The following is a 17,377-nucleotide window of genomic DNA, read 5'->3' as shown; positions in this document are numbered from 1 at the left end:
CGCTCTTATCTGGCCCGGCTCATCGTGTCGGCGACCCAATCCACGAACACGCGCACGCGTGGTGAGAGCTGGCGGTGGTGCGGGTACAGCACCGACACCGGCATGGGCGCCGGCCGGAACTGCGGCAGCACTTCCACCAGCGTGCCCGCCTCCAGCTGCGCGGCCAGGTGGTAGCGCGGCACCTGGATAAAACCCAGGTGCGCGGCGCAGCAGGCTTTGTAGGCGTCGGCGTCCGTCACCGCCACCGAGCCCTTGAGCTGCACCTGGCGCGGCGCGCCGTCCACGATGAAGTCAAAAGGCAAGGCCTTGCCGGTGCGGCTGGATAAAAAATTCACCGCGCGGTGGCCGCGCAGCGCCTCCAGCGTGTCGGGCCTGCCGTGTTGGTCCAGGTACTCGCGGCTCGCGCAGGTCACCTGTTCGAGCAAGGCCACGCGCCGCCCCACCATGCTGGACTCAGCCAGCTCGCCCACACGCAGCACGCAGTCCACGCCCTCGCGCACCAGGTCCACCAGCCGGTCGCCCATGCCGATTTCCAGTTCGATGTCCGGGTAGCGCTCGAAGAACTGCCCAATCACCGGCAGCAAAAAATGCTTGGCCAGCGTGCCGTGCAAGTCCACGCGCAGCTTGCCGCGCGGCTTGCTGCCCGTGTTGACAAAGGCCGACTCGGCCTCTTCCAGGTCCGTCAGCAGGCGCAGGCAGCGCTCGTAATACGCCGCGCCGTCCTGCGTGGGGCTCACATGCCGCGTGGTGCGCTGCAAGAGCCGCACGCCCAGGCGTTTTTCAAGCTGCTGCACGGCGTGCGTCACGGTGGCGCGCGGCAGGCCCAGGTCGTCGGCCGCCTTCGTAAAACTGCCCAGTTCCACGATGCGGGTGAAGAGCTGCATCGAACTAAAACGGTCCATGGATCACGACTTGATTATTGATATTAATTGAACAGTGATGGCAAGTTTACGGTATTTATCGCATGTGGATTGAATAGAACAATAGCTTCACTGGCTCACCAAAAGCGCAAGCAAAGCAGGCGCCGCGGGCAGTCAGAGCCACCCACTTTTAACCATCAGGAGTTTCAAATGACCGCTTCAAACAACACCACCCAGGTTGCCATCGTCACCGGCGCCTCGCGCGGCATAGGTGCCGCCGTGGCACAGCGCCTGGCGCAAGAGGGCTATGCCGTCGTTGTCAACTACGCCGGCCAGGCCGAAGAAGCCCAGGCCGTGGTGCAGTCCATCACGGCTGGCGGCGGCAAAGCGCTTGCCGTGCAGGCCGACGTCGCCAGTTCCGCCGCCGTCAGGCAGTTGTTCGACGACAGCATCCAGGCCTTCGGCCGCGTCGACGTGCTCATCAACAACGCCGGCATCATGCCGCCCAGCCTGCCCGCGCTGGCCGACACCGACGACGAGACCTTTGACCGCCTGTTCGCCGTCAACGTCAAGGGCACGTTCAACACCCTGCGCGAAGCCGCGGCGCGCCTGCAGCCCGGCGGCCGCATCGTCAACTTCTCGACCAGCGTGATCGGCCTGGCCCTGCCCGGCTATGCGGTCTACGGCGCGACCAAGAGCGCGGTCGAAACCTTCACGAACATCATGGCCAAGGAGCTGCGCGGCAAAAACATCCGCGTCAACGCCATCGCCCCCGGCCCCACGGCCACCGCGCTCTTTCTCAACGGCAAGACGCCCGAGACGGTGGAGCGCATGTCCAGGATGGCGCCGCTGGAACGCCTGGGCACGCCCGAAGACATCGCGAGCGCGGTCGCCTTCCTCGTCAGCGACGACTCCGGATGGGTCAACGGCCAAACCCTTCGCGCGAATGGTGGTGTGGTCTAAGCACGCACTCATTGGCGCATCAACAACTTTTCAACCCTCTTCAGAAAGACACACACCATGAAATCCATCATCCTCGTCACCGGCGCGTCCACCGGCATAGGCCACCTCAGCGCCCGCTCCCTGGCCCAGGCCGGCCATACCGTGTATGCCAGCATGCGCGACACCGAAGGCCGCAACGCGCCCAAGGTGCGTGAGTTGCGCGACTGGAGTTTCGCCAAGGGCCTTGATGTGCGCGCCGTCGAACTCGACGTGCTCTCGCAGCCCTCGGCCGACGCCGCCGTGGCCCGCATCCTGGCCGAGCAGGGGCGGCTCGACGTGGTCGTGCACAACGCCGGCCACCTGGTGGTCGGCCCCAGCGAGGCCTACACGCCCGAAGAGATCATCAAGGTGCTGGACACCAACTTCCTGGGCACCCAGCGCGTGAACCGCGCCGCGCTGCCGGCCATGCGCCAGGCCGAAGCCGGCCTGCTGCTGTGGGTCAGCAGCAGCACGGTGCGCGGCGGCTTCCCGCCTTTCCTCGGCCCTTACGCCGCGGCGAAGGCCGCCATGGATTCGATGGCCGTCAGCATGTCCTATGAGCTCGCACGCTTCGGCATCGAAACCTCCATCGTCGTGCCCGGCGCCTTCACCAAAGGCACGGCCCACTTCCCCAGCGCCGGCAAGCCGGCCGACGCGGCCCTCGCCGCCGCCTATGCGCGCTACGACGGCGTGATGGACAAGGTCGGCGAACGCCTCTCGGCGCTGAGCCCGGCCGACGCCGACCCGCAGGCCGTGGCCGACGACATCACCCGCATCGTCGGCCTGCCCGCCGGCACACGGCCCTTCCGCTCGGTGACCGATTTCATCGACGACGGCGCCGCTGAAGTCACCGTGGTGGCCGAACGCGTGCGCGAAGAGTTCGCCCAGCGCATAGGCATCGCCGACATGCTCAAGCCCGTGGTGCGCCGCGCGGCCTGAGCTTGACTTCGAAGCGGATGGCGGCGCAGGCCGCCATCCGCTTTCTACCTGCTTCTATATAGAGAGGATCCTCACCATGAACCCCACGCTTGTCCTTGCCCTGGGCCGCACGTTGATGGCCCTGGCCTTCATAGGCCCCGGCGCTTCGCATTTCCTTGATTCAGCCAAACAGCGCAACTACACGGCCGCTGCTGTGGGCGCCGTCGAAGTCGCCGCCGGCCTGGCACTCGCCTTCGGCTGGCAGGTGCGCTGGCTGGCTCTCGCCGCCGCGGCCTTCCTGCTGGTCGACGCCGTTCTCGCCCACAACTTCTGGGCGGCCACGCCGCAGGAGCTGCGCAACCAGGTTTTGCACTTCTTCAAGAACCTTGCGCTGGCCGGTGGCTTTATGTTGCTGGCCCTGATGCCGCAAGGCCGCTAGGAAAGCACTGTGGCCCCTTGGCCCAGTCACGCGGCGAGACGCCCGTCTTCTGCACAAAAAGGCGCGACAGCGCCGATGCATTCGCGTAACCGAGCTGCGCGGCAATCGCTTTGAGGGACTGGCCGCCGCGCAGTTCGGCCTGTGCGATCGCCAGCCGCCAGCAGGCCAGGTAGTCCGCCGGCGTTTGCCCGACCTTCTGCCTGAACAGCAGCGCGAAGGCGCTGCGCGACATGCCGGCCGATTGCGCCAGTCGCTCCAGGCTCCAGGCCTCGCCGGGGGTTTCATGCATCGCGACCAGCGCGCGTGCCAGGCGCGGCTCGGCCAAGCCCGCCAGCAGGCCCTCAGGCAAGCCGCCCTCTTGCGGGTTGTCGAGCAGCCAGCGCAGCAACTGCAGCAACAAGACCTCGAACAGCCGGTCCGCCAACAGGCGCCGGCCGCAGCGCACCTGTTCGGTCTCGGCGAACAACAGGGCCAGCGTGTGCTCCAGCCCCTGTACGCGCGCAAGCGGCAACACCACCAGCGCCGGCAGCGCACGCGCCAGCGGATGGCTGGCGCCGCCGTCAAAGGCCAGCGTCGCGCAGGTGAAGTCGGCGCCTTCCACCGGCGCATTGTGGAAGTCGTGCGCCAGCGGCCGCGGGTAAAACACCAGGCTGGGCTCGCTGACCTCCACCCGCTGCGGCGCGCCGCTTCCGGTGCGGTGCGTCACCACCATGGTCCCGCGCCGCATCACATGCAGAAACCCGAGCCCGGCCTCGGGCGTGAAATGCGTGACGCCGCACAGCGGCCCGTTATGGAACATATGGGCGCGCACGCGAAAGCGGTCCATCAGGGCGGAAAGCCGGTCTAGTCCTTCGGTCATGGGGTCTGCTTTGCGGGAGTGGATGACGGATGAGGGGTTTGTACGATAAGGATGATTTGGTGGACAAATTCATCCAAAACGTCCTGATTGTCGCGGGAAACTGCTCCCTGTGCAGCGACAGGCCTTAAGGCCGCCGCCGCGCGAGATGTTTCCCTTCAACCCCGACTTTTCAAGGACTCCACACCATGTCACGCATTCCATTGATTGACCGCACCGCCAGCTCCACGACCGCCGACCGCAAGGCCCTGCTCGACCAGGTGAACCAGGCCTTTGGCGCCACGCCCAATATGTTCAAGGCCGTCGCCAATTCACCGGCCGCGCTCAAAAGCATGTGGGGCTCGTTTGGCGCGCTGGGCGGCGGCGTCATTGACGCCAAACTCGGCGAGCAGATTGCCGTCGCCGTTGCCGACCGCAACGCCTGCGAATACTGCCTGGCCGCCCACACCGCCCTGGGCCGCAAGGCCGGCGTCAGCGCCGAAGGCATGGCCGCCGCGCAGCGCGGCGAGTCCGCCGACCCGGCCACGGCGGCGGCGCTCGCCTTTGCGCTCAAGCTGGTGAACGGGCGCGGCAATATCTCCGAGGCCGACGTGCAGGCGGTGCGCCAGGCGGGGTTCAGCGACGAACAGGTCGTGGAGATCCTCGCGCACGTGGCGCTCAACCTCTTCACCAACTACGTCAACGTGGCATTTGCCGTGCCGGTCGATTTCGCGCCCGTCAAGCTGAGCCGCGCCGCGACCTGACACCGTTCACGGGTAGAGTCCGGCCCCGGCCGCGAACTCCGCCTTGAACACCTCGGCCACCCAGTCGGCGAAGGCCCGCACCTTGGCCGTCAGGTGGCGGTTGCGCGGGTAGAGCACCATCATGGGCAGGTCTTCAGGCTGCCAGTCGGGCAGCACGCGCACCAGCTCGCCGCTGGCCAGCAGCGCGCAGGTGCGGCGCGTCAGCGGCGGCTGCGACAGGCCCAGGCCGGCCAGCACCGCGCCCATGTGGCTGTCGGCATCGTTGCAGCTGACCCAATGCGGGCGGTGAATTTGCCGCGCGTCACCGCCTCTGGAAAATTCAAACGGAAACACCTTGCCGGTTTTCGCCGAATGGAAGTTCACGAAGCGGTGCTGCTCCAGGTCTTCCAGCGTTTGCGGCGTGCCGTACTTCGCGAGGTAAGAGGGCGCGGCGCAGGTCACCACGCGCAGCCGGCCCAGCGGCCGCGCCACCAGGGTCTCGTCGTGCACCAGGCCGCCGCGTATCACGCAGTCCACGCCCTCGGCCACCAGGTCCACCGGCCTGTCGGTGCTGCCCAGCTCCAGCACCATGTCGGGGTAGCGCCTGAAAAATTCCGGCAGCGCCGGTGAGATCACATGCCGGCCCACGGCGGCCGGCACGTCCACGCGCAGCCGCCCGGCCGGCGTGGCCACCGCGCGGCGCAGCGTGCCCTCGAGCTCGCCCATGTCCTGCAGCATAGCCAGCGCGCGCTGGTGGTAGAGCGCGCCGTCGTCCGTCAGGCTGAGTCGGCGTGTCGTGCGGTTCAGCAGGCGCACACCCAGGTGGGCTTCCAGCTCCTGCACCGTGGTGGTCACACGCGCTTTGGGCATGTGCAGCGCCGTGGCCGCCGCGGTAAAGCTGCCCAGCTCCACCACGCGGTTAAACACTTCCATCGCTTTGTAGCGGTCAACGCTCATGGTTTGCTTTCTGGTCTTTTTGTTCTTGAAATCGGTAACAGTTATTTTGAATGGCGGCAGTTTATTCTTTTTATTGATGCCAATACAGTCCTTCTACCCGCTCACACAAACACTGACTCCGAATTCACCGAAAGGCTCCCCAATGACCCGCAACATCCTCTCCTCCACCCGCCTGGGCTTCAGCGGCCCGCAATCCGTCTCGGCCATCGGCCTGGGCGCCATGGGCATGTCCGGCATGTACGGCGCCAGCGACGAGGCACAAAGCATCGCGACGATTCACGCCGCGCTCGATGCCGGCGTGAACCTGATAGACACCGGCGACTTCTACGGCATGGGCCACAACGAGATGCTGATAGGCCGCGCCCTGAAAGGCCGGCGCGACGAAGCGCTGGTCTCCGTCAAGTTCGGCGCGCTGCGCGACCCGAGCGCCGGCTGGATCGGTATGGACGGCCGGCCCGCCGCCGTCAAAAACTTTTTGGCCTACAGCCTGCAGCGCCTGGGCACCGATCACATCGACATCTACCGCATCGCGCGGCTGGACCCGAACGTGCCCATCGAAGACACCATAGGCGCCATCGCCGACATGGTCAAAGCCGGTTTTGTGCGCCACATCGGCCTCAGCGAAGTCGGCATCGAAACCATCCAGAAAGCCCACGCCGTGCACCCGATTACCGACCTGCAGATCGAATACTCGCTGCTCAGCCGCGGGCCCGAGGCCGAGATCTTTCCCGTGCTCAAGCGCCTGGGCATAGGCGTCACGGCCTACGGCGTGCTCTCGCGCGGCCTGCTGTCGGGCTCCAAGCCCACCGGCCCCGGCGACTTTCGCGCCCAGCTGCCGCGCTTCACCGGCGACAACGCCATCAAGAACCAGCAACTCGTCGACGTGCTGCAGCAACTCGCCGCCGGCCTGGGCGCCAGCGCCTCGCAGGTGGCGATCGCCTGGGTGCTCGCGCGCGGCAAGGCCCTGGGCCTGGACATGGTCGCGCTGGCCGGCTCGCGCACGCTGAAACAGCTCGACGAGTCACTGGGGGCGCTCAAGCTCACGCTGGGCGCGGAGGACCTCCAGCGGATTGAGGCCGCACTGCCCGCCGACGCCGTGGCCGGCACGCGGTATGGGGCCGAGCAGATGGCGCATCTCGACAGCGAGAAATAAGCGCCATCCATCAATACGCCTCAAAAAATGAGCCGTATTTGCCGGAATACGGCTCAAGGCAGCCAGATGCGGTGATTAGGCGACCTATTCACCGCATAATTTGCGGTGAATAAAGGCATAATCACCGCATGCACCCCGATTTGCCGCCCCTTTACCTCTGGCAGCAGCCTGACTGGCCGCAGTGGCGCTTTGACGCCACCGCGCTGGCCGCGCCGCTGGCGCAGGCGCACCAGGCGCAAGGGCATTTGATGGGGCGCATGGGTGAGCTGGGCCTGGCGCAGCGTGAGCAGGCCACTTTGCAGGTGCTGACGCAGGAGGTCCTCAAAACCAGCGAAATCGAAGGCGAGCGCCTGGGGCTGCAGGCCGTGCGTTCGTCCATCGCGCGCCGGCTGGGCCTGGACATAGGCGCGCTGGCACCGGCCGACCGGCACGTGGACGGCGTGGTCGACATGGTGCTGGACGCCACCAGCCGCTTTGACCAGCCTTTGACGGCGCAGCGGCTGTTCGGCTGGCATGCCGCGCTGTTTCCCGCCGGCTACAGCGGCATGGCGCGCATCCGCATCGCCGCATGGCGCGACGACGCCCATGGCCCCATGCAGGTGGTCTCAGGCTCCGGGCGCAGGGAAGTCGTGCACTATGAAGCCCCACCCGCCCAGATGCTGGAGGGCGAGACGGCGGCTTTCCTGCAATGGTTCAACAGCGACGCCCCCGGGGACCCCCTCATCAAGGCCGGCCTGGCCCACCTGTGGCTGGTCACGCTGCACCCTTTCGACGACGGCAACGGCCGCATCTCGCGCGCCGTGGGCGACATGGCACTGGCCCGGGCGGAAGGCACGTCCCAGCGGTTTTACAGCCTCAGCGCGCAGATCCAGCGCGAGCGCAAAGACTATTACGACCAGCTCGAAGCCACCCAGAAAGGCACGCTCGACGTCACGCCCTGGCTGGTCTGGTTTTTAGGCTGCCTGCTGCGCGCGGTGCAAGGCGCGGACGGCCTGCTGGCCAGCGTGTTGGGCAAGGCCCAGTTCTGGCAGCGCTGGGCCGGCACGCCCATGAACGAGCGGCAGATCAAAGTCGTGAACCGCCTGCTCGACGGCTTTGACGGCAAGCTCACCACCGGCAAATGGGCCGCTCTTGCCAAATGCTCCACCGACACGGCGCTGCGCGACATCACCGACCTGCTGGAGCGCGGCGTGCTGCGCAAGCTCGAAGGCGGCGGTCGAAGTACGGGTTACGAGTTGGCCGTGCCCTCTCTCCCGCTTTAGCCCCCTCCCCCGCTGGGGGAGGGCTGGGGTGGGGGCCCGCCGGCCTTTATTAAATACATACAGCGAACCTCAAGCGCCGGCAGCCCCCATCCCTGCCCTCCCCCAGCGGGGGAAGGAGTAAGAAGTTCAAGCCAGCCCTTGCCCCGCAAACCGCCTGCGGTAATCCTTGGGGCTCACGCCCAGGCGCCGCGCGAAGGCGCGGCGGAAGCCGTCCACATTGGCATAGCCCAGCGAGTCGGCGAGCTTTTTGACCGGCACTTCCGACGCCTCCACCTGGCGCCGCGCCTCGTCGATGCGCGCCGCCTCCACAAAGGCTGCGGGCGTCACGCCGGTGGCCGCGCGGAACACGCGCGCGAAGTTGCGCTCGCTCATCGCGGCGCGCTGGCACAGCGCCGGCACCGAGAGGTCCGCGCCCAGGTTTGCCAACACATAGTCCTGGAGCTCGCGCACCACCGACTTGTCTGCCGTCTGCGCCGCCAGGTGCGCGCTGAACTGTGACTGTCCGCCCGGCCGCTTCAGGAACATCACCATCTTGCGCGCCACCTTCAGCGCGATGTCGCGCCCATGGTCTTCCTCCACCAGGTGCAGCGCCAGGTCCATGCCCGCCGTCACGCCGGCCGAGGTGTAGGTGTTGCCGTCTCTCACGTAAATCGCATCGGCCTCCACCCGCAGCGCGGGAAAGCAGGCGGCCAGCCGCTCGGTCGAGTTCCAGTGCGTGGCCACGCGCTTGCCGTCCAGCAGGCCCGCTTCCGCCAGCAAAAAAGCGCCCGTGCAGACCGATCCCAGGCGCCGCACCGAGCGCGCCTGCCGCTGCAGCCAGGCGCTGGTCTCCGCCTTGCCCGCCAACTCCTCAGGCAGCGGGCTGCCGGCCACCAGCAGGGTGTCGATGCGGCCGCGGTGGTCGTGGATGGTGCTGTCCACCATCATGCGCATGCCGTTGCTGCCCTTGAGCTCGCCCGCCTGCGTGCCGATCAGCCGCAGCCGGTAGGCGCGCGGATTGCTCAGCTGCTGCGCGGCCTCCGCAAAAACGTCGGCCGGCCCGATCACGTCCAGCAGCTGGACACGCGGGACGGCGAGTATGCAAACCTGGCAGGTGGCGGACATGGGGGCCTCTTTGGCGGGATCGGCTGCTTTTGCGGCCTTGCAAAAAACCAGCATAGCCGAAAATAGCGTACACGACAAATTCAGCCAACTCCAGCAGACCCCAAGGCCTCGATGAACACGACCACCGCCTCCACTGCCTCCACCGCAGCGTCCCCGGCTTTTCCCGCGGGTGCCTATTCCATACGCCAGCTGCCCATCAACCTCTACGGCGCCGTCATGGGCCTGGCCGGCATGGCACTGGCCTGGCGGCTCGCCGTGCCGGCCTTTGGCGCGCCCGCCGCCATCGGCGAAGCCATGGGCTTTTTCGCGCTGGCTGTTTTCGTCGCGCACTCGGCCGGCTACCTGGCCAAACTCGCGCTGCATACCGATGCCGTGCGAAAGGAATTCACCGACCCGGTCTCCGGCAACTTCTTCGGCCAGTTCGCGATTTCATTGCTGCTGCTGTCCTCGGTGCTCATGCCCTACGGCCAGGCTTTCGCGCAAGGTTTGTGGACGGCCGGCCTGGTGGTGACCTTTACGCTGGGCCTGCTCACCGGCAGCCGCCTGCTGCAGGGCAGGCTGGCCGCCGCCCACATGCTGCCGGTGTGGATCATTCCCGGCGTCGGCGTGCTCGACATCGGCGTCACCGGCGGCCACATGCCCATGGCCTGGGCCGGCGAGATCAACCTGCTGGCTATGGCCGTCGGCGCCATGGTCGCGCTGGTGCTGTGGACGCTCATCATTCACCGCCTGGCCCACGGCGAGCCGCTGCCCCTGGGCATGCGGCCTTCGCTGATGATTTTGATGGCGCCCTTTGCCGTCGGCTTCCTGGCCTGGGTCAACGTCTTCGGCCAGGTCGACCGCTTCGCCGGTGCGCTGTTTTACTTCGCGCTGTTTGTCTTCGTGGTGGTTTCGCCCAAGGTGTTCCGGCGCGACGTGCCCTTCTCGCCCGGCTGGTGGGCCGTCAGCTTTCCGATGGCGGCGCTGGCCAGCGCCGCCATCGTCTATTCAGACGCTAGGGGCGGTGCGGTGCTGCATGGGCTGGCCGGCTTGCTGCTGGCGGTATTAACGCTGGCGCTGGCCGTGCTCACGGTACGCACCCTGCACTGGGTGTTCAGCGGCAAGCTGTTCGCTCTTAAATAAATAAGGCCAGGCCTAGATCACGTTCTTCTCGACCAGGGTCTCGCCGCGCAGCAGCCGCTGCGCCGACAGCGGCGACAAGTCCAGGCTGGTGTAAGCCCCGTCGCAAATCCACTCCGCGATACCGCGTCCCACGGCCGGTGACTGCTGCAGGCCGTGGCCGCTGAAGCCGTTGGCCAGCAGCAGATTCGGCAAGGCCGGGTGCGAGCCCAGCAGGGCGTTCTGGTCGTGCGTGTTGTATTCGTAATAGCCGGCCCAGGCGCGCTGCAGGCGCAGCGCCTCAAAGCCCGGCACGCGATGCGCGAGTGTCAGCCAAGCCTGGTCGAAGAGCTCATGGTCCACCTCGAGCGGCGCATCGTTGTCGTCGTTGCCCTCGGCGGGCGGCAGGCCGCAAATCCAGATCTCACCTTCGGGCCGGAACCACAGGCCGCTGGTGTCGATCACCAGTGGGCAATCGGGCGTCTTCGCGGGGCTGGCAAACGCATACACGCAGCGCCTGCGCCCATAGACCGGCAAGTCCAGGCCCGTGCCGGCCATCAGCGGCCGTGCCCAGGCGCCCGCCGCATTCACCGCCCAGTCGCAGGGCAGTTGTGCGCCACCTTGCAGGTTCACCGCATTCACGCGGCCCGCGTGGTGTGCAAAGCCCGTGGCTTCGGCCTTCAGGTACTTCACACCGAGGCTGCGCGCTTTTTGCTTGAAGGCCATCAGCAGGCCGTAGCCGTCAAACCAGCCTTCACCGCGCAGACCCAGGGAGCCCAGCGCGAGGTCGTCCACGTTCAGCCACGGAAAGCGTTGCCGCAATGCATCGGGTTCCAGCAGCGCCACCTCCACACCGAGCGCGCGCTGCGTCGCATGGTTCTCGCGCAAGGTGGCCGCGCCGGCCTCCGTCGCCAGGTACAGATAGCCGCGCTCGGCCAGGCCGATCTCGGGCACGTCGCCGTCCACGGCCAGGTGCTGCTTGATGTTGCGAAGGAATTCAATGCCGAACTGCGAGACCGCGATGTTCACCGGCTGCGAGAACTGCTGACGTATCGAACTCGCCGACAGTGCCGACGAAGCCTGCGCGTAGGTCGGGTCGCGCTCCAGCACCGTGATCTCGCCCGCAAAACGCGGATGGCTCGCGAGGAAATACGCAATCGCGCTGCCCATCACGCCGCCGCCCGCGATGACGATTTTTTGTGGAGGTGTGGTGTTGCCCATGTCGTTCAATCTTGTCCTGCGTTCCCGATGCGCCTCATCCTACATGCGGCGCAGACTGCCCGCGCATTTGTCGCCGCACAGCGACAAAACATGTAAAGCGTGGGCCGCAAATGCAAGCTTGTGTGTGCCGGGTCAACAGCGTGCGCCGCCATGCCGTTGAACATGGGCTAGGTGATATCAACGATTCAACTTCCATCTCCAAAGGACTTTCTCATGAACAAACTGCTCGCCACCCTGATCGCCACCCTGTTCGTCGGCGTTGCTTCCGCGCAAACCCCCGCTCCCGTTGCACCGGCTGCTCCGGCCGCCACGAAAGCTGAAGTCAAGGCAGAAGCCAAGGCCGACAAGGCCGTCGCCGGCGCCGTGAAGAGCGAAGCCAAGGTCGATGCCAAGGCAGACGCCAAGGTCGCCAAGGCCGAAGCCGCAGCTGCTGAAAAAACCGCCAAGGCCGACGCCAAGGCTGCCAAGGCAAAAGCCAAGGCCGACGCTAAAGCCGCAAAGGCCGCCAAGGCAGACGCCGGCGACCAGGCCAAGGCCGAAGCCAAAGCTGAAAAGACCGGCATCAAGGCCGATGCCAAAGCCGCTTCCACCAAAGTCGATGCCAACGCCAAGGTCGATTCCCTGAAGGTCAAGACCGACGCCGACAAGGCCAACGCCAAGCTCGATACCAACGCCGCCAAGGGCGAAGCCAAGGCCGACGTGAAAGCCGCCGCCAGCAAGTAATTGCCGTTGCGCAACACGGGCCGCCGGTCATTGATCGGTGACCCCACAAAAAAAGGGGGCAGGTTTATCACCTGCCCCCTTTACTTTTTGCGCTTCGAATCCTGCGCCGGTTCGCGTTCCTCAGCCCTTCTCCAGCTGCTGCTTCGCATGGCCCGCGCCCGGCCCCGTCGGCGCCAGTTCCAGGTAAGCGCTGAAAGCCTTCTTCGCCTTCTCGCCGTCGCCGGCCTTCGCATGGGCATCGCCCAGGTTCAGGTAGGCGACCGCGCGCGAAGGGTCCATCTTCACGGTGTTCTCGAACCAGCGCGCCGCTTCCTTGAACTTGTCCTGCTTGAAGTAGACGAAGCCCAGGTTGTTCGCGGCCAGCGCGAAGTCGGGGCGCAGCTTCAGCGCCTCGGTGAACTGCGCTTCGGCTTCGGCATAGCGCTTTTCCTTGTAGAGCTGCAGGCCGCGGTCGTTGGCGCGCTGCGCCAGCTGGCGCGCCGAACTCGGCACGGCCAGCGGCGTGACGATCTTCTGCTCGCCGCCCTGCAGGTCCTTCACCACCACCGTGGCCGATGCCGGCAAGGCGGCCGGGCTGTCGCCCGAGGTGCTGGGCGCGGCGGCCACCGCCGGCGGGCGTGTCGCGTCCAGCTTGCTGTTCAGCGCGATCGCGTCCAGCGGCAACTGGCTGGTCTGCGCGCTCAGGAACTCCGCCTCCGCCGGCAGCGCGAACACAAAATCGCCGCCCTCCGAACCCGGCAGGCTGCCGAAGGCCGGCGTCTGCCGCGACACCGCGGCCACCGCCGGCGCCACATAGGCGGCCAGCTCGGTCGCGGTGATCAGGCCGTCGCCGTTCAGGTCGGCCTTGCCCGTCAGCGCCTGCAGCAGCGTCCAGGTGAACACCGAATGCCCGTTGGGCCCGCCGTCGGCCACCAGCTGGTCGGCGCCGCCCGCTGTCAGCATCTGCCGGCCCAGGCGCTTGGCGTTGTCGCGCAGGAAGTTGCCCGAGCCCGCGCCGCGCGTCAGCCCCAGGCCGCTGTAGCAGGCGTCCATCACAAACAGCACATGCTTGGCCGTCAGGCTCTCGGCGATGTTCTGCAGCTCCGTCATCGGCACCGCGTCGGTCGCGAGCTTGTTCGGGTCCGAATCGGCCGGGACGATGTAGCCCAGGTCGCGGCCCGAGCTGAGCTGGCGCGTCGCGCCGTGGCCCGCGAAGAAGACAAACAGCCGGTCGTTCTTTTTCATGCCGCTGCGCGCCAGCTTGTCGTGAAAGGCGCCGAGGATACCGGCCCGCGTCGCCTCGCGGTTCTCCAGCGAGATGACGTGGTCCGCGCTGAAGCCGAAGCGCTGCACCAGCGCCTCGCGGATCGCCCGCGCGTCGCGCACCGCGTACTGCAGCTTGGGCCAGTTCGCGTAGTCGTCGATGCCGATCACGATGGCCCATGAATCGCTGTAGCCCGGATTGGCCGCCACCGGCGCTGGCGTGGCCGTGTTGTTGTTGCCGCCCTTGGCCACGCTGAAGCCGTTGCCATCCCAGCCCGCGAACTGGTAGCCCTCGGCCGAAAGCCGGTCCAGGATGGCCGGCAAGGCCTTGACGGTGCGCTCGTGGATGTCGTGGAACAGGATGATGCCGCGGCCTTCCTTGTCCACCGTGCGCAGCACACGCTCCACGATGGAGCTCGGCACCGGGTCGGCCCAGTCCAGCGAATCGATGTTCCACATCACCGAACGCAGCTGCGCGCCCGACAGCAGGTCCAGGCCCTCGTCATTGCGCGCGCCGTACGGAAAACGGAACAGCGGCGAACGCCGCGCGTCCACCGCCTTGAGCAGTTCGTCGGTGCCCATCACCTCCGACTTCAGGCCCTCGCCCTTGAGTTTGGACAGCTGCGCATGCGTCATGCTGTGGTTGGCCAGCGTGTGGCCCGCCTCCAGCAGCTTGCGGCTCACGTCGGCGCGCGGGCCCAGTTTGGTCTTGCCGTCGGCCGCCACCGTGCCCAGGTTGCTGCCCACCTGGAAAAAGATACCCGGCGCGCCGTACTGCTTGAGGATGGCCGCGATCTCCGCTGTGTACACACCGTGCGGGCCGTCGTCAAAGGTCAGCACGATGGTCTTGGGCGGCAGGCTGTAGCCGAACACCTCGCCCTCTTCCTCACCCTTGGCCTTGCGTGTGGGCGCCTTGGGCGCCGGGTAGGGCATCACCACGCCGAAGTCCTTCAGGATCTGCGCGCGTGTGTACAGCTTTTTGAGGCTGGCCACATAGTCTTCCCAGCGCTCGCGCTTGAGTTCAATCGCGCGCGATTCAAAGCGGCCGAAGACCAGCCGGATTTCCTTCTCGTAGTTGCGCTCGATTTCCTGCAGCGCGTCCAGGTCCTCGCCGATGCGCTTGTGCAGCTTGATGGCCGGCAGCGACGAGTCCGCCGCCACCGCGCCCTGCAGGCTGCGCAGCAGTTCGCGAAACGCCAGGCGGTCCGCGTCGAACAGGTTCTTGTCACTCTCGATGTAGTCCAGCAGGCCGGCCACCGCATCAAAACGCTGCGCGTTGCCCGAAGCCGCCAGCGCCGTCATCTGCGCCTCCAGCGCGGCCACGCGCTCGCGGTTCTCATGGAACAGGCCCTGGCCCACCTGGTTGGCCATGGCGCGCTCGTTCACGCCCAGAGCTTTTTCATCGGCGAACAGCACGATGATCTTGCGGTAGCCGGCCAGCAGCTCCTGCATGCCCGCCAGCAGCTTGCGGGTGTCCAGCGGCTCGGCTGCCACCGGGGTCACAGCGGCAACCACCGCCTTGTCCTGCTTGCCGCGCCAGGCCCGGCTGTCCAGGCCGATCACGACGGCCGTCCCCACGGCCAGCAGCAGCACAGTCCCCGTGGCCGCCAGGGCCAGTTTTGTTTTTGGTGTCATGGTGTTGTAGTTATGGCAAGCCCGGCCGCGCCGGGTGTTGGTTCAATCGCCCTCCGGCGCGCTCCCTTGTCCGATGGATCATAACTTTGCGCCCTCACCCGGGCGGTGGTCAGCGCGGCGGCAGCGGCGCGGCGCGCAAGGCCACCGGCGTCGACTGCACGATGGAGGACGTCGTGTTGCCCAGCTTGAGGAATTCATCCAGCACCACTTCCAGGTCTTCAATCCGCGCCACCAGCACCTTCATGATGAAGCAGTCCTCGCCCGTCACGCGGTGGCATTCCACCACCTCGGGTGTTGTCTGGGCCAGCGCGGCCACGTCGGGCAGCGCGCCCGGCATGGGCCGCACGCGCACATAGGCCGTCACATGCAGGCCCAGCTGTTTCGGGTCTATCTCCAGCCGCTGGCCCGTGATGATGTGGGCCTCCTGCAGGCGCTGCACACGCTCGGCCACCGCGGGGCCCGACATGCCGATCTCCGCCGCGAGTGCTTTGACGCTGCTGCGCGGGTTCGTGCTCAGCAACTGCAGCAGTTTCAGGTTGGTCGCGTCCAGCAGCGGGTTTGTCGCAAAAAAGGTGGTTTGGCGTTTGGCTTGCTTCAAAGAAGGCATGGCGTGGGTTTCTCCTTGCACAGGCTATTCAAAATGCCGAGCCCGGCTTGCACAATATTTCCATGGAAACCCCGAGGAAGCAAGCATGAAAACCATCACCGGCCCCCATGCCGGCCCGGCGGCCAGCCTCAGCGACCGCCTGCCGCCGCACGCGTATTTTGGGGTCAGCGCGGCCTTTCACTACCTGGGCCCGGCCTTTGCCGTGCTGCTGTTCAGCCGCATCGACAGCCTGGGCGTGGCCTGGCTGCGCATCGCCAGCGCGGCCATCATTTTTGCGTTGTGGCGCAAACCCTGGCGTGTGCTGCTCGCGGCCTCGGACCGCGAGCGCGGGCTGCTGCTGGCCCTGGGCGCCGTACTGGGCCTTATGAACTCCGTCTTCTACCTCGCGATAGAACGCCTGCCCCTGGCCACGGTGGGGGCAATTGAATTCCTGGGCCCTGTGCTGCTGGCTGCGATAGGTGTGCGCTCAGCCCGCAATGTCGCGGCACTCGTGCTGGCCGTGGGCGGCGTGGCCTTGCTTACCGACGTGCAATGGGCCGGCGAACCGCTGGGACTGCTGTTCGCATTCGCCAACTGCGCGCTGTTTATCCTCTATATCGTGCTGGGCCACAGGATCGCGGGCGATGGCGGCAAGGACGGTGCCAATGGCATAGACCGCCTCGCCGCCGCCATGCTGATCGCCTTTGTCGTCGCCAGCCCATTGGGCGCCGCGCAAGCCATGCCTGCCTTCAGCAGCATCACCTTGCTGGGCGCGGCCATCGGCGTCGGCATCTGTTCGTCCGTGATCCCTTATGTGTGCGACCAGCTCGCCATGGCGCGGTTGCCGCGCGCCACCTTTGCCTTGTTGCTGGCGTTGTTGCCGGCAGTGGCCGTGGTGGTGGGTGTGGTGGTGCTGGGGCAGGTGCCGGGAGTGGGCGAGATGCTCGGTGTGGGGCTGGTGGTGTTGGGTGTGGGCTTGCATCGGGCTACCTAAGGTACAGAGGCGAGTGCTAATGCATGGTTCCGGTTGAACTGTGCAGGTTGTCAGGTCCATGTATTCATCCCATATGATGCGTCAGCCTTTGCTACCTACGCAAAGAGAATTTGAGCCGCTCACCTTCAACCTAGGACGTCATGAGCACATCACCCGTTGAACTCGCTCGAAGCGCTATTCCGCTTTGGTACGCAAATGTTGCGTGGGCCAAGGAGCTTCTCATGCGCTCTTTCAATCTCGAAGACCCACAAGACATTCTGCGATCTCCGAACAGGCGCTTTCAACGAGTCCCCAACACTTGCTGGTTTGTTCGTCCACACGGAGTGGGCGTTCATATCTTCAAAGCACCAGAATCCGGAGGCGTGGACTTCGACTTTGACAAACCAGACCCGGACGAGTGGAGGCTGGCCATGTTCATCGAAGCGCAGGTGAATGATGGGCAGTTGCCGTACGAGTTCTATCGAGAGCTGGTTGAAGACGAGGAAGTCATGAAATCGGCAGTCAAAGAAGCGCTTCGCGGCATCTAATCATTCGATGATCTTTCTTGGCACTCAATCATCTATGGAATCCCAAACGGAGGGTCGGTAACCCCATCATGCCCCGGTGTGTCGTCATAGCGCTTGCCT

Annotated in this window: 17 protein-coding genes; 10 read left to right on the top strand and 7 right to left on the bottom strand. The window is 66.1% G+C overall.

The window, feature by feature from the left end; translation table 11 throughout:
- Window positions 1-5: 5 nt before the first annotated feature.
- The gene (locus AC1D0O_RS21465; protein WP_477655521.1) at window positions 6-902 is read right to left on the bottom strand and encodes a LysR family transcriptional regulator; all 897 of its coding nucleotides are present in this window, start codon (window positions 900-902) and stop codon (window positions 6-8) included.
- A 168-nt stretch (window positions 903-1,070) separates the two neighbouring features.
- On the opposite strand from AC1D0O_RS21465, the gene AC1D0O_RS21460 reads away from it, so the two are divergent.
- The 3 genes from AC1D0O_RS21460 to AC1D0O_RS21450 all read left to right on the top strand — a co-directional run bounded on the left by AC1D0O_RS21460 (window position 1,071) and on the right by AC1D0O_RS21450 (window position 3,198).
- Window positions 1,071-1,823 carry a glucose 1-dehydrogenase gene (locus AC1D0O_RS21460; RefSeq protein WP_477655520.1) on the top strand — a complete coding sequence of 251 codons (753 nt, stop codon included), beginning with the start codon at window positions 1,071-1,073 and terminating at the stop codon, window positions 1,821-1,823.
- Between the two features lie 57 nt (window positions 1,824-1,880).
- On the top strand, window positions 1,881-2,780 hold the full coding sequence (locus AC1D0O_RS21455; protein WP_477655519.1) for an SDR family oxidoreductase: 900 nt from the start codon (window positions 1,881-1,883) through the stop codon (window positions 2,778-2,780).
- Between the two features lie 76 nt (window positions 2,781-2,856).
- Window positions 2,857-3,198 carry a hypothetical protein gene (locus AC1D0O_RS21450; protein ID WP_477655518.1) on the top strand — a complete coding sequence of 114 codons (342 nt, stop codon included), beginning with the start codon at window positions 2,857-2,859 and terminating at the stop codon, window positions 3,196-3,198.
- On the opposite strand, the gene AC1D0O_RS21445 is transcribed toward AC1D0O_RS21450, so the two are convergent.
- Entirely contained in the window at window positions 3,164-4,057 is an 894-nt protein-coding gene (locus tag AC1D0O_RS21445; RefSeq protein WP_477655517.1) for an AraC family transcriptional regulator, read from the bottom strand. The genes AC1D0O_RS21450 and AC1D0O_RS21445 overlap by 35 nt on opposite strands.
- 185 nt (window positions 4,058-4,242) lie before the next feature.
- Here AC1D0O_RS21445 and AC1D0O_RS21440 point away from each other — a divergent pair, with 185 nt between their 5' ends.
- On the top strand, window positions 4,243-4,797 hold the full coding sequence (locus AC1D0O_RS21440; RefSeq protein ID WP_477655516.1) for a carboxymuconolactone decarboxylase family protein: 555 nt from the start codon (window positions 4,243-4,245) through the stop codon (window positions 4,795-4,797).
- 6 nt (window positions 4,798-4,803) lie between these two features.
- Here the strand turns inward: AC1D0O_RS21440 and AC1D0O_RS21435 are convergent, their stop codons facing one another.
- Window positions 4,804-5,733, bottom strand: coding sequence for a LysR family transcriptional regulator (locus AC1D0O_RS21435; RefSeq protein WP_477655515.1), 930 nt, complete (start codon window positions 5,731-5,733; stop codon window positions 4,804-4,806).
- Window positions 5,734-5,875: 142 nt separating this feature from the next.
- On the opposite strand from AC1D0O_RS21435, the gene AC1D0O_RS21430 reads away from it, so the two are divergent.
- Window positions 5,876-6,886 carry an aldo/keto reductase gene (locus tag AC1D0O_RS21430; RefSeq protein WP_477655514.1) on the top strand — a complete coding sequence of 337 codons (1,011 nt, stop codon included), beginning with the start codon at window positions 5,876-5,878 and terminating at the stop codon, window positions 6,884-6,886.
- 128 nt (window positions 6,887-7,014) lie between these two features.
- Entirely contained in the window at window positions 7,015-8,148 is a 1,134-nt protein-coding gene (locus AC1D0O_RS21425) for a Fic family protein (RefSeq protein ID WP_477655513.1), read from the top strand.
- Between the two features lie 126 nt (window positions 8,149-8,274).
- On the opposite strand, the gene AC1D0O_RS21420 is transcribed toward AC1D0O_RS21425, so the two are convergent.
- The gene (locus AC1D0O_RS21420) at window positions 8,275-9,252 is read right to left on the bottom strand and encodes a GlxA family transcriptional regulator (RefSeq protein WP_477655512.1); all 978 of its coding nucleotides are present in this window, start codon (window positions 9,250-9,252) and stop codon (window positions 8,275-8,277) included.
- A gap of 111 nt (window positions 9,253-9,363) precedes the next feature.
- On the opposite strand from AC1D0O_RS21420, the gene AC1D0O_RS21415 reads away from it, so the two are divergent.
- The gene (locus tag AC1D0O_RS21415; RefSeq protein WP_477655511.1) at window positions 9,364-10,374 is read left to right on the top strand and encodes an SLAC1 anion channel family protein; all 1,011 of its coding nucleotides are present in this window, start codon (window positions 9,364-9,366) and stop codon (window positions 10,372-10,374) included.
- 12 nt (window positions 10,375-10,386) lie between these two features.
- Here AC1D0O_RS21415 and AC1D0O_RS21410 read toward each other — a convergent pair whose 3' ends face one another.
- Window positions 10,387-11,571 carry an NAD(P)/FAD-dependent oxidoreductase gene (locus AC1D0O_RS21410; protein ID WP_477655510.1) on the bottom strand — a complete coding sequence of 395 codons (1,185 nt, stop codon included), beginning with the start codon at window positions 11,569-11,571 and terminating at the stop codon, window positions 10,387-10,389.
- A 213-nt stretch (window positions 11,572-11,784) separates the two neighbouring features.
- On the opposite strand from AC1D0O_RS21410, the gene AC1D0O_RS21405 reads away from it, so the two are divergent.
- Entirely contained in the window at window positions 11,785-12,294 is a 510-nt protein-coding gene (locus AC1D0O_RS21405) for a hypothetical protein (RefSeq protein WP_477655509.1), read from the top strand.
- 120 nt (window positions 12,295-12,414) lie between these two features.
- Here AC1D0O_RS21405 and AC1D0O_RS21400 read toward each other — a convergent pair whose 3' ends face one another.
- Window positions 12,415-15,171 carry a polysaccharide deacetylase family protein gene (locus AC1D0O_RS21400; protein WP_477655508.1) on the bottom strand — a complete coding sequence of 919 codons (2,757 nt, stop codon included), beginning with the start codon at window positions 15,169-15,171 and terminating at the stop codon, window positions 12,415-12,417.
- Between the two features lie 109 nt (window positions 15,172-15,280).
- The gene (locus AC1D0O_RS21395) at window positions 15,281-15,778 is read right to left on the bottom strand and encodes an Lrp/AsnC family transcriptional regulator (protein ID WP_477655507.1); all 498 of its coding nucleotides are present in this window, start codon (window positions 15,776-15,778) and stop codon (window positions 15,281-15,283) included.
- Window positions 15,779-15,863: 85 nt separating this feature from the next.
- Here AC1D0O_RS21395 and AC1D0O_RS21390 point away from each other — a divergent pair, with 85 nt between their 5' ends.
- The gene (locus AC1D0O_RS21390; RefSeq protein ID WP_477655506.1) at window positions 15,864-16,751 is read left to right on the top strand and encodes an EamA family transporter; all 888 of its coding nucleotides are present in this window, start codon (window positions 15,864-15,866) and stop codon (window positions 16,749-16,751) included.
- A gap of 140 nt (window positions 16,752-16,891) precedes the next feature.
- Window positions 16,892-17,278, top strand: a complete 387-nt coding sequence (locus tag AC1D0O_RS21385; RefSeq protein ID WP_477655505.1) for a DUF6896 domain-containing protein — start codon at window positions 16,892-16,894, stop codon at window positions 17,276-17,278.
- Window positions 17,279-17,377: the final 99 nt, after the last annotated feature.

It is taken from the genome of Polaromonas sp. P1_F2, assembly GCF_056405735.1.
This window is presented reverse-complemented; position numbering and strand designations above follow the sequence as displayed.

Coding starts and splice junctions, on each gene's coding strand:
- AC1D0O_RS21465 (WP_477655521.1), bottom strand. CDS start 902: ATGGACCGTTTTAGTTCGATGCAGCTCTTCACCCGCATCGTGGAACTG.
- AC1D0O_RS21460 (WP_477655520.1), top strand. CDS start 1,071: ATGACCGCTTCAAACAACACCACCCAGGTTGCCATCGTCACCGGCGCC.
- AC1D0O_RS21455 (WP_477655519.1), top strand. CDS start 1,881: ATGAAATCCATCATCCTCGTCACCGGCGCGTCCACCGGCATAGGCCAC.
- AC1D0O_RS21450 (WP_477655518.1), top strand. CDS start 2,857: ATGAACCCCACGCTTGTCCTTGCCCTGGGCCGCACGTTGATGGCCCTG.
- AC1D0O_RS21445 (WP_477655517.1), bottom strand. CDS start 4,057: ATGACCGAAGGACTAGACCGGCTTTCCGCCCTGATGGACCGCTTTCGC.
- AC1D0O_RS21440 (WP_477655516.1), top strand. CDS start 4,243: ATGTCACGCATTCCATTGATTGACCGCACCGCCAGCTCCACGACCGCC.
- AC1D0O_RS21435 (WP_477655515.1), bottom strand. CDS start 5,733: ATGAGCGTTGACCGCTACAAAGCGATGGAAGTGTTTAACCGCGTGGTG.
- AC1D0O_RS21430 (WP_477655514.1), top strand. CDS start 5,876: ATGACCCGCAACATCCTCTCCTCCACCCGCCTGGGCTTCAGCGGCCCG.
- AC1D0O_RS21425 (WP_477655513.1), top strand. CDS start 7,015: ATGCACCCCGATTTGCCGCCCCTTTACCTCTGGCAGCAGCCTGACTGG.
- AC1D0O_RS21420 (WP_477655512.1), bottom strand. CDS start 9,252: ATGTCCGCCACCTGCCAGGTTTGCATACTCGCCGTCCCGCGTGTCCAG.
- AC1D0O_RS21415 (WP_477655511.1), top strand. CDS start 9,364: ATGAACACGACCACCGCCTCCACTGCCTCCACCGCAGCGTCCCCGGCT.
- AC1D0O_RS21410 (WP_477655510.1), bottom strand. CDS start 11,571: ATGGGCAACACCACACCTCCACAAAAAATCGTCATCGCGGGCGGCGGC.
- AC1D0O_RS21405 (WP_477655509.1), top strand. CDS start 11,785: ATGAACAAACTGCTCGCCACCCTGATCGCCACCCTGTTCGTCGGCGTT.
- AC1D0O_RS21400 (WP_477655508.1), bottom strand. CDS start 15,171: ATGACACCAAAAACAAAACTGGCCCTGGCGGCCACGGGGACTGTGCTG.
- AC1D0O_RS21395 (WP_477655507.1), bottom strand. CDS start 15,778: ATGCCTTCTTTGAAGCAAGCCAAACGCCAAACCACCTTTTTTGCGACA.
- AC1D0O_RS21390 (WP_477655506.1), top strand. CDS start 15,864: ATGAAAACCATCACCGGCCCCCATGCCGGCCCGGCGGCCAGCCTCAGC.
- AC1D0O_RS21385 (WP_477655505.1), top strand. CDS start 16,892: ATGAGCACATCACCCGTTGAACTCGCTCGAAGCGCTATTCCGCTTTGG.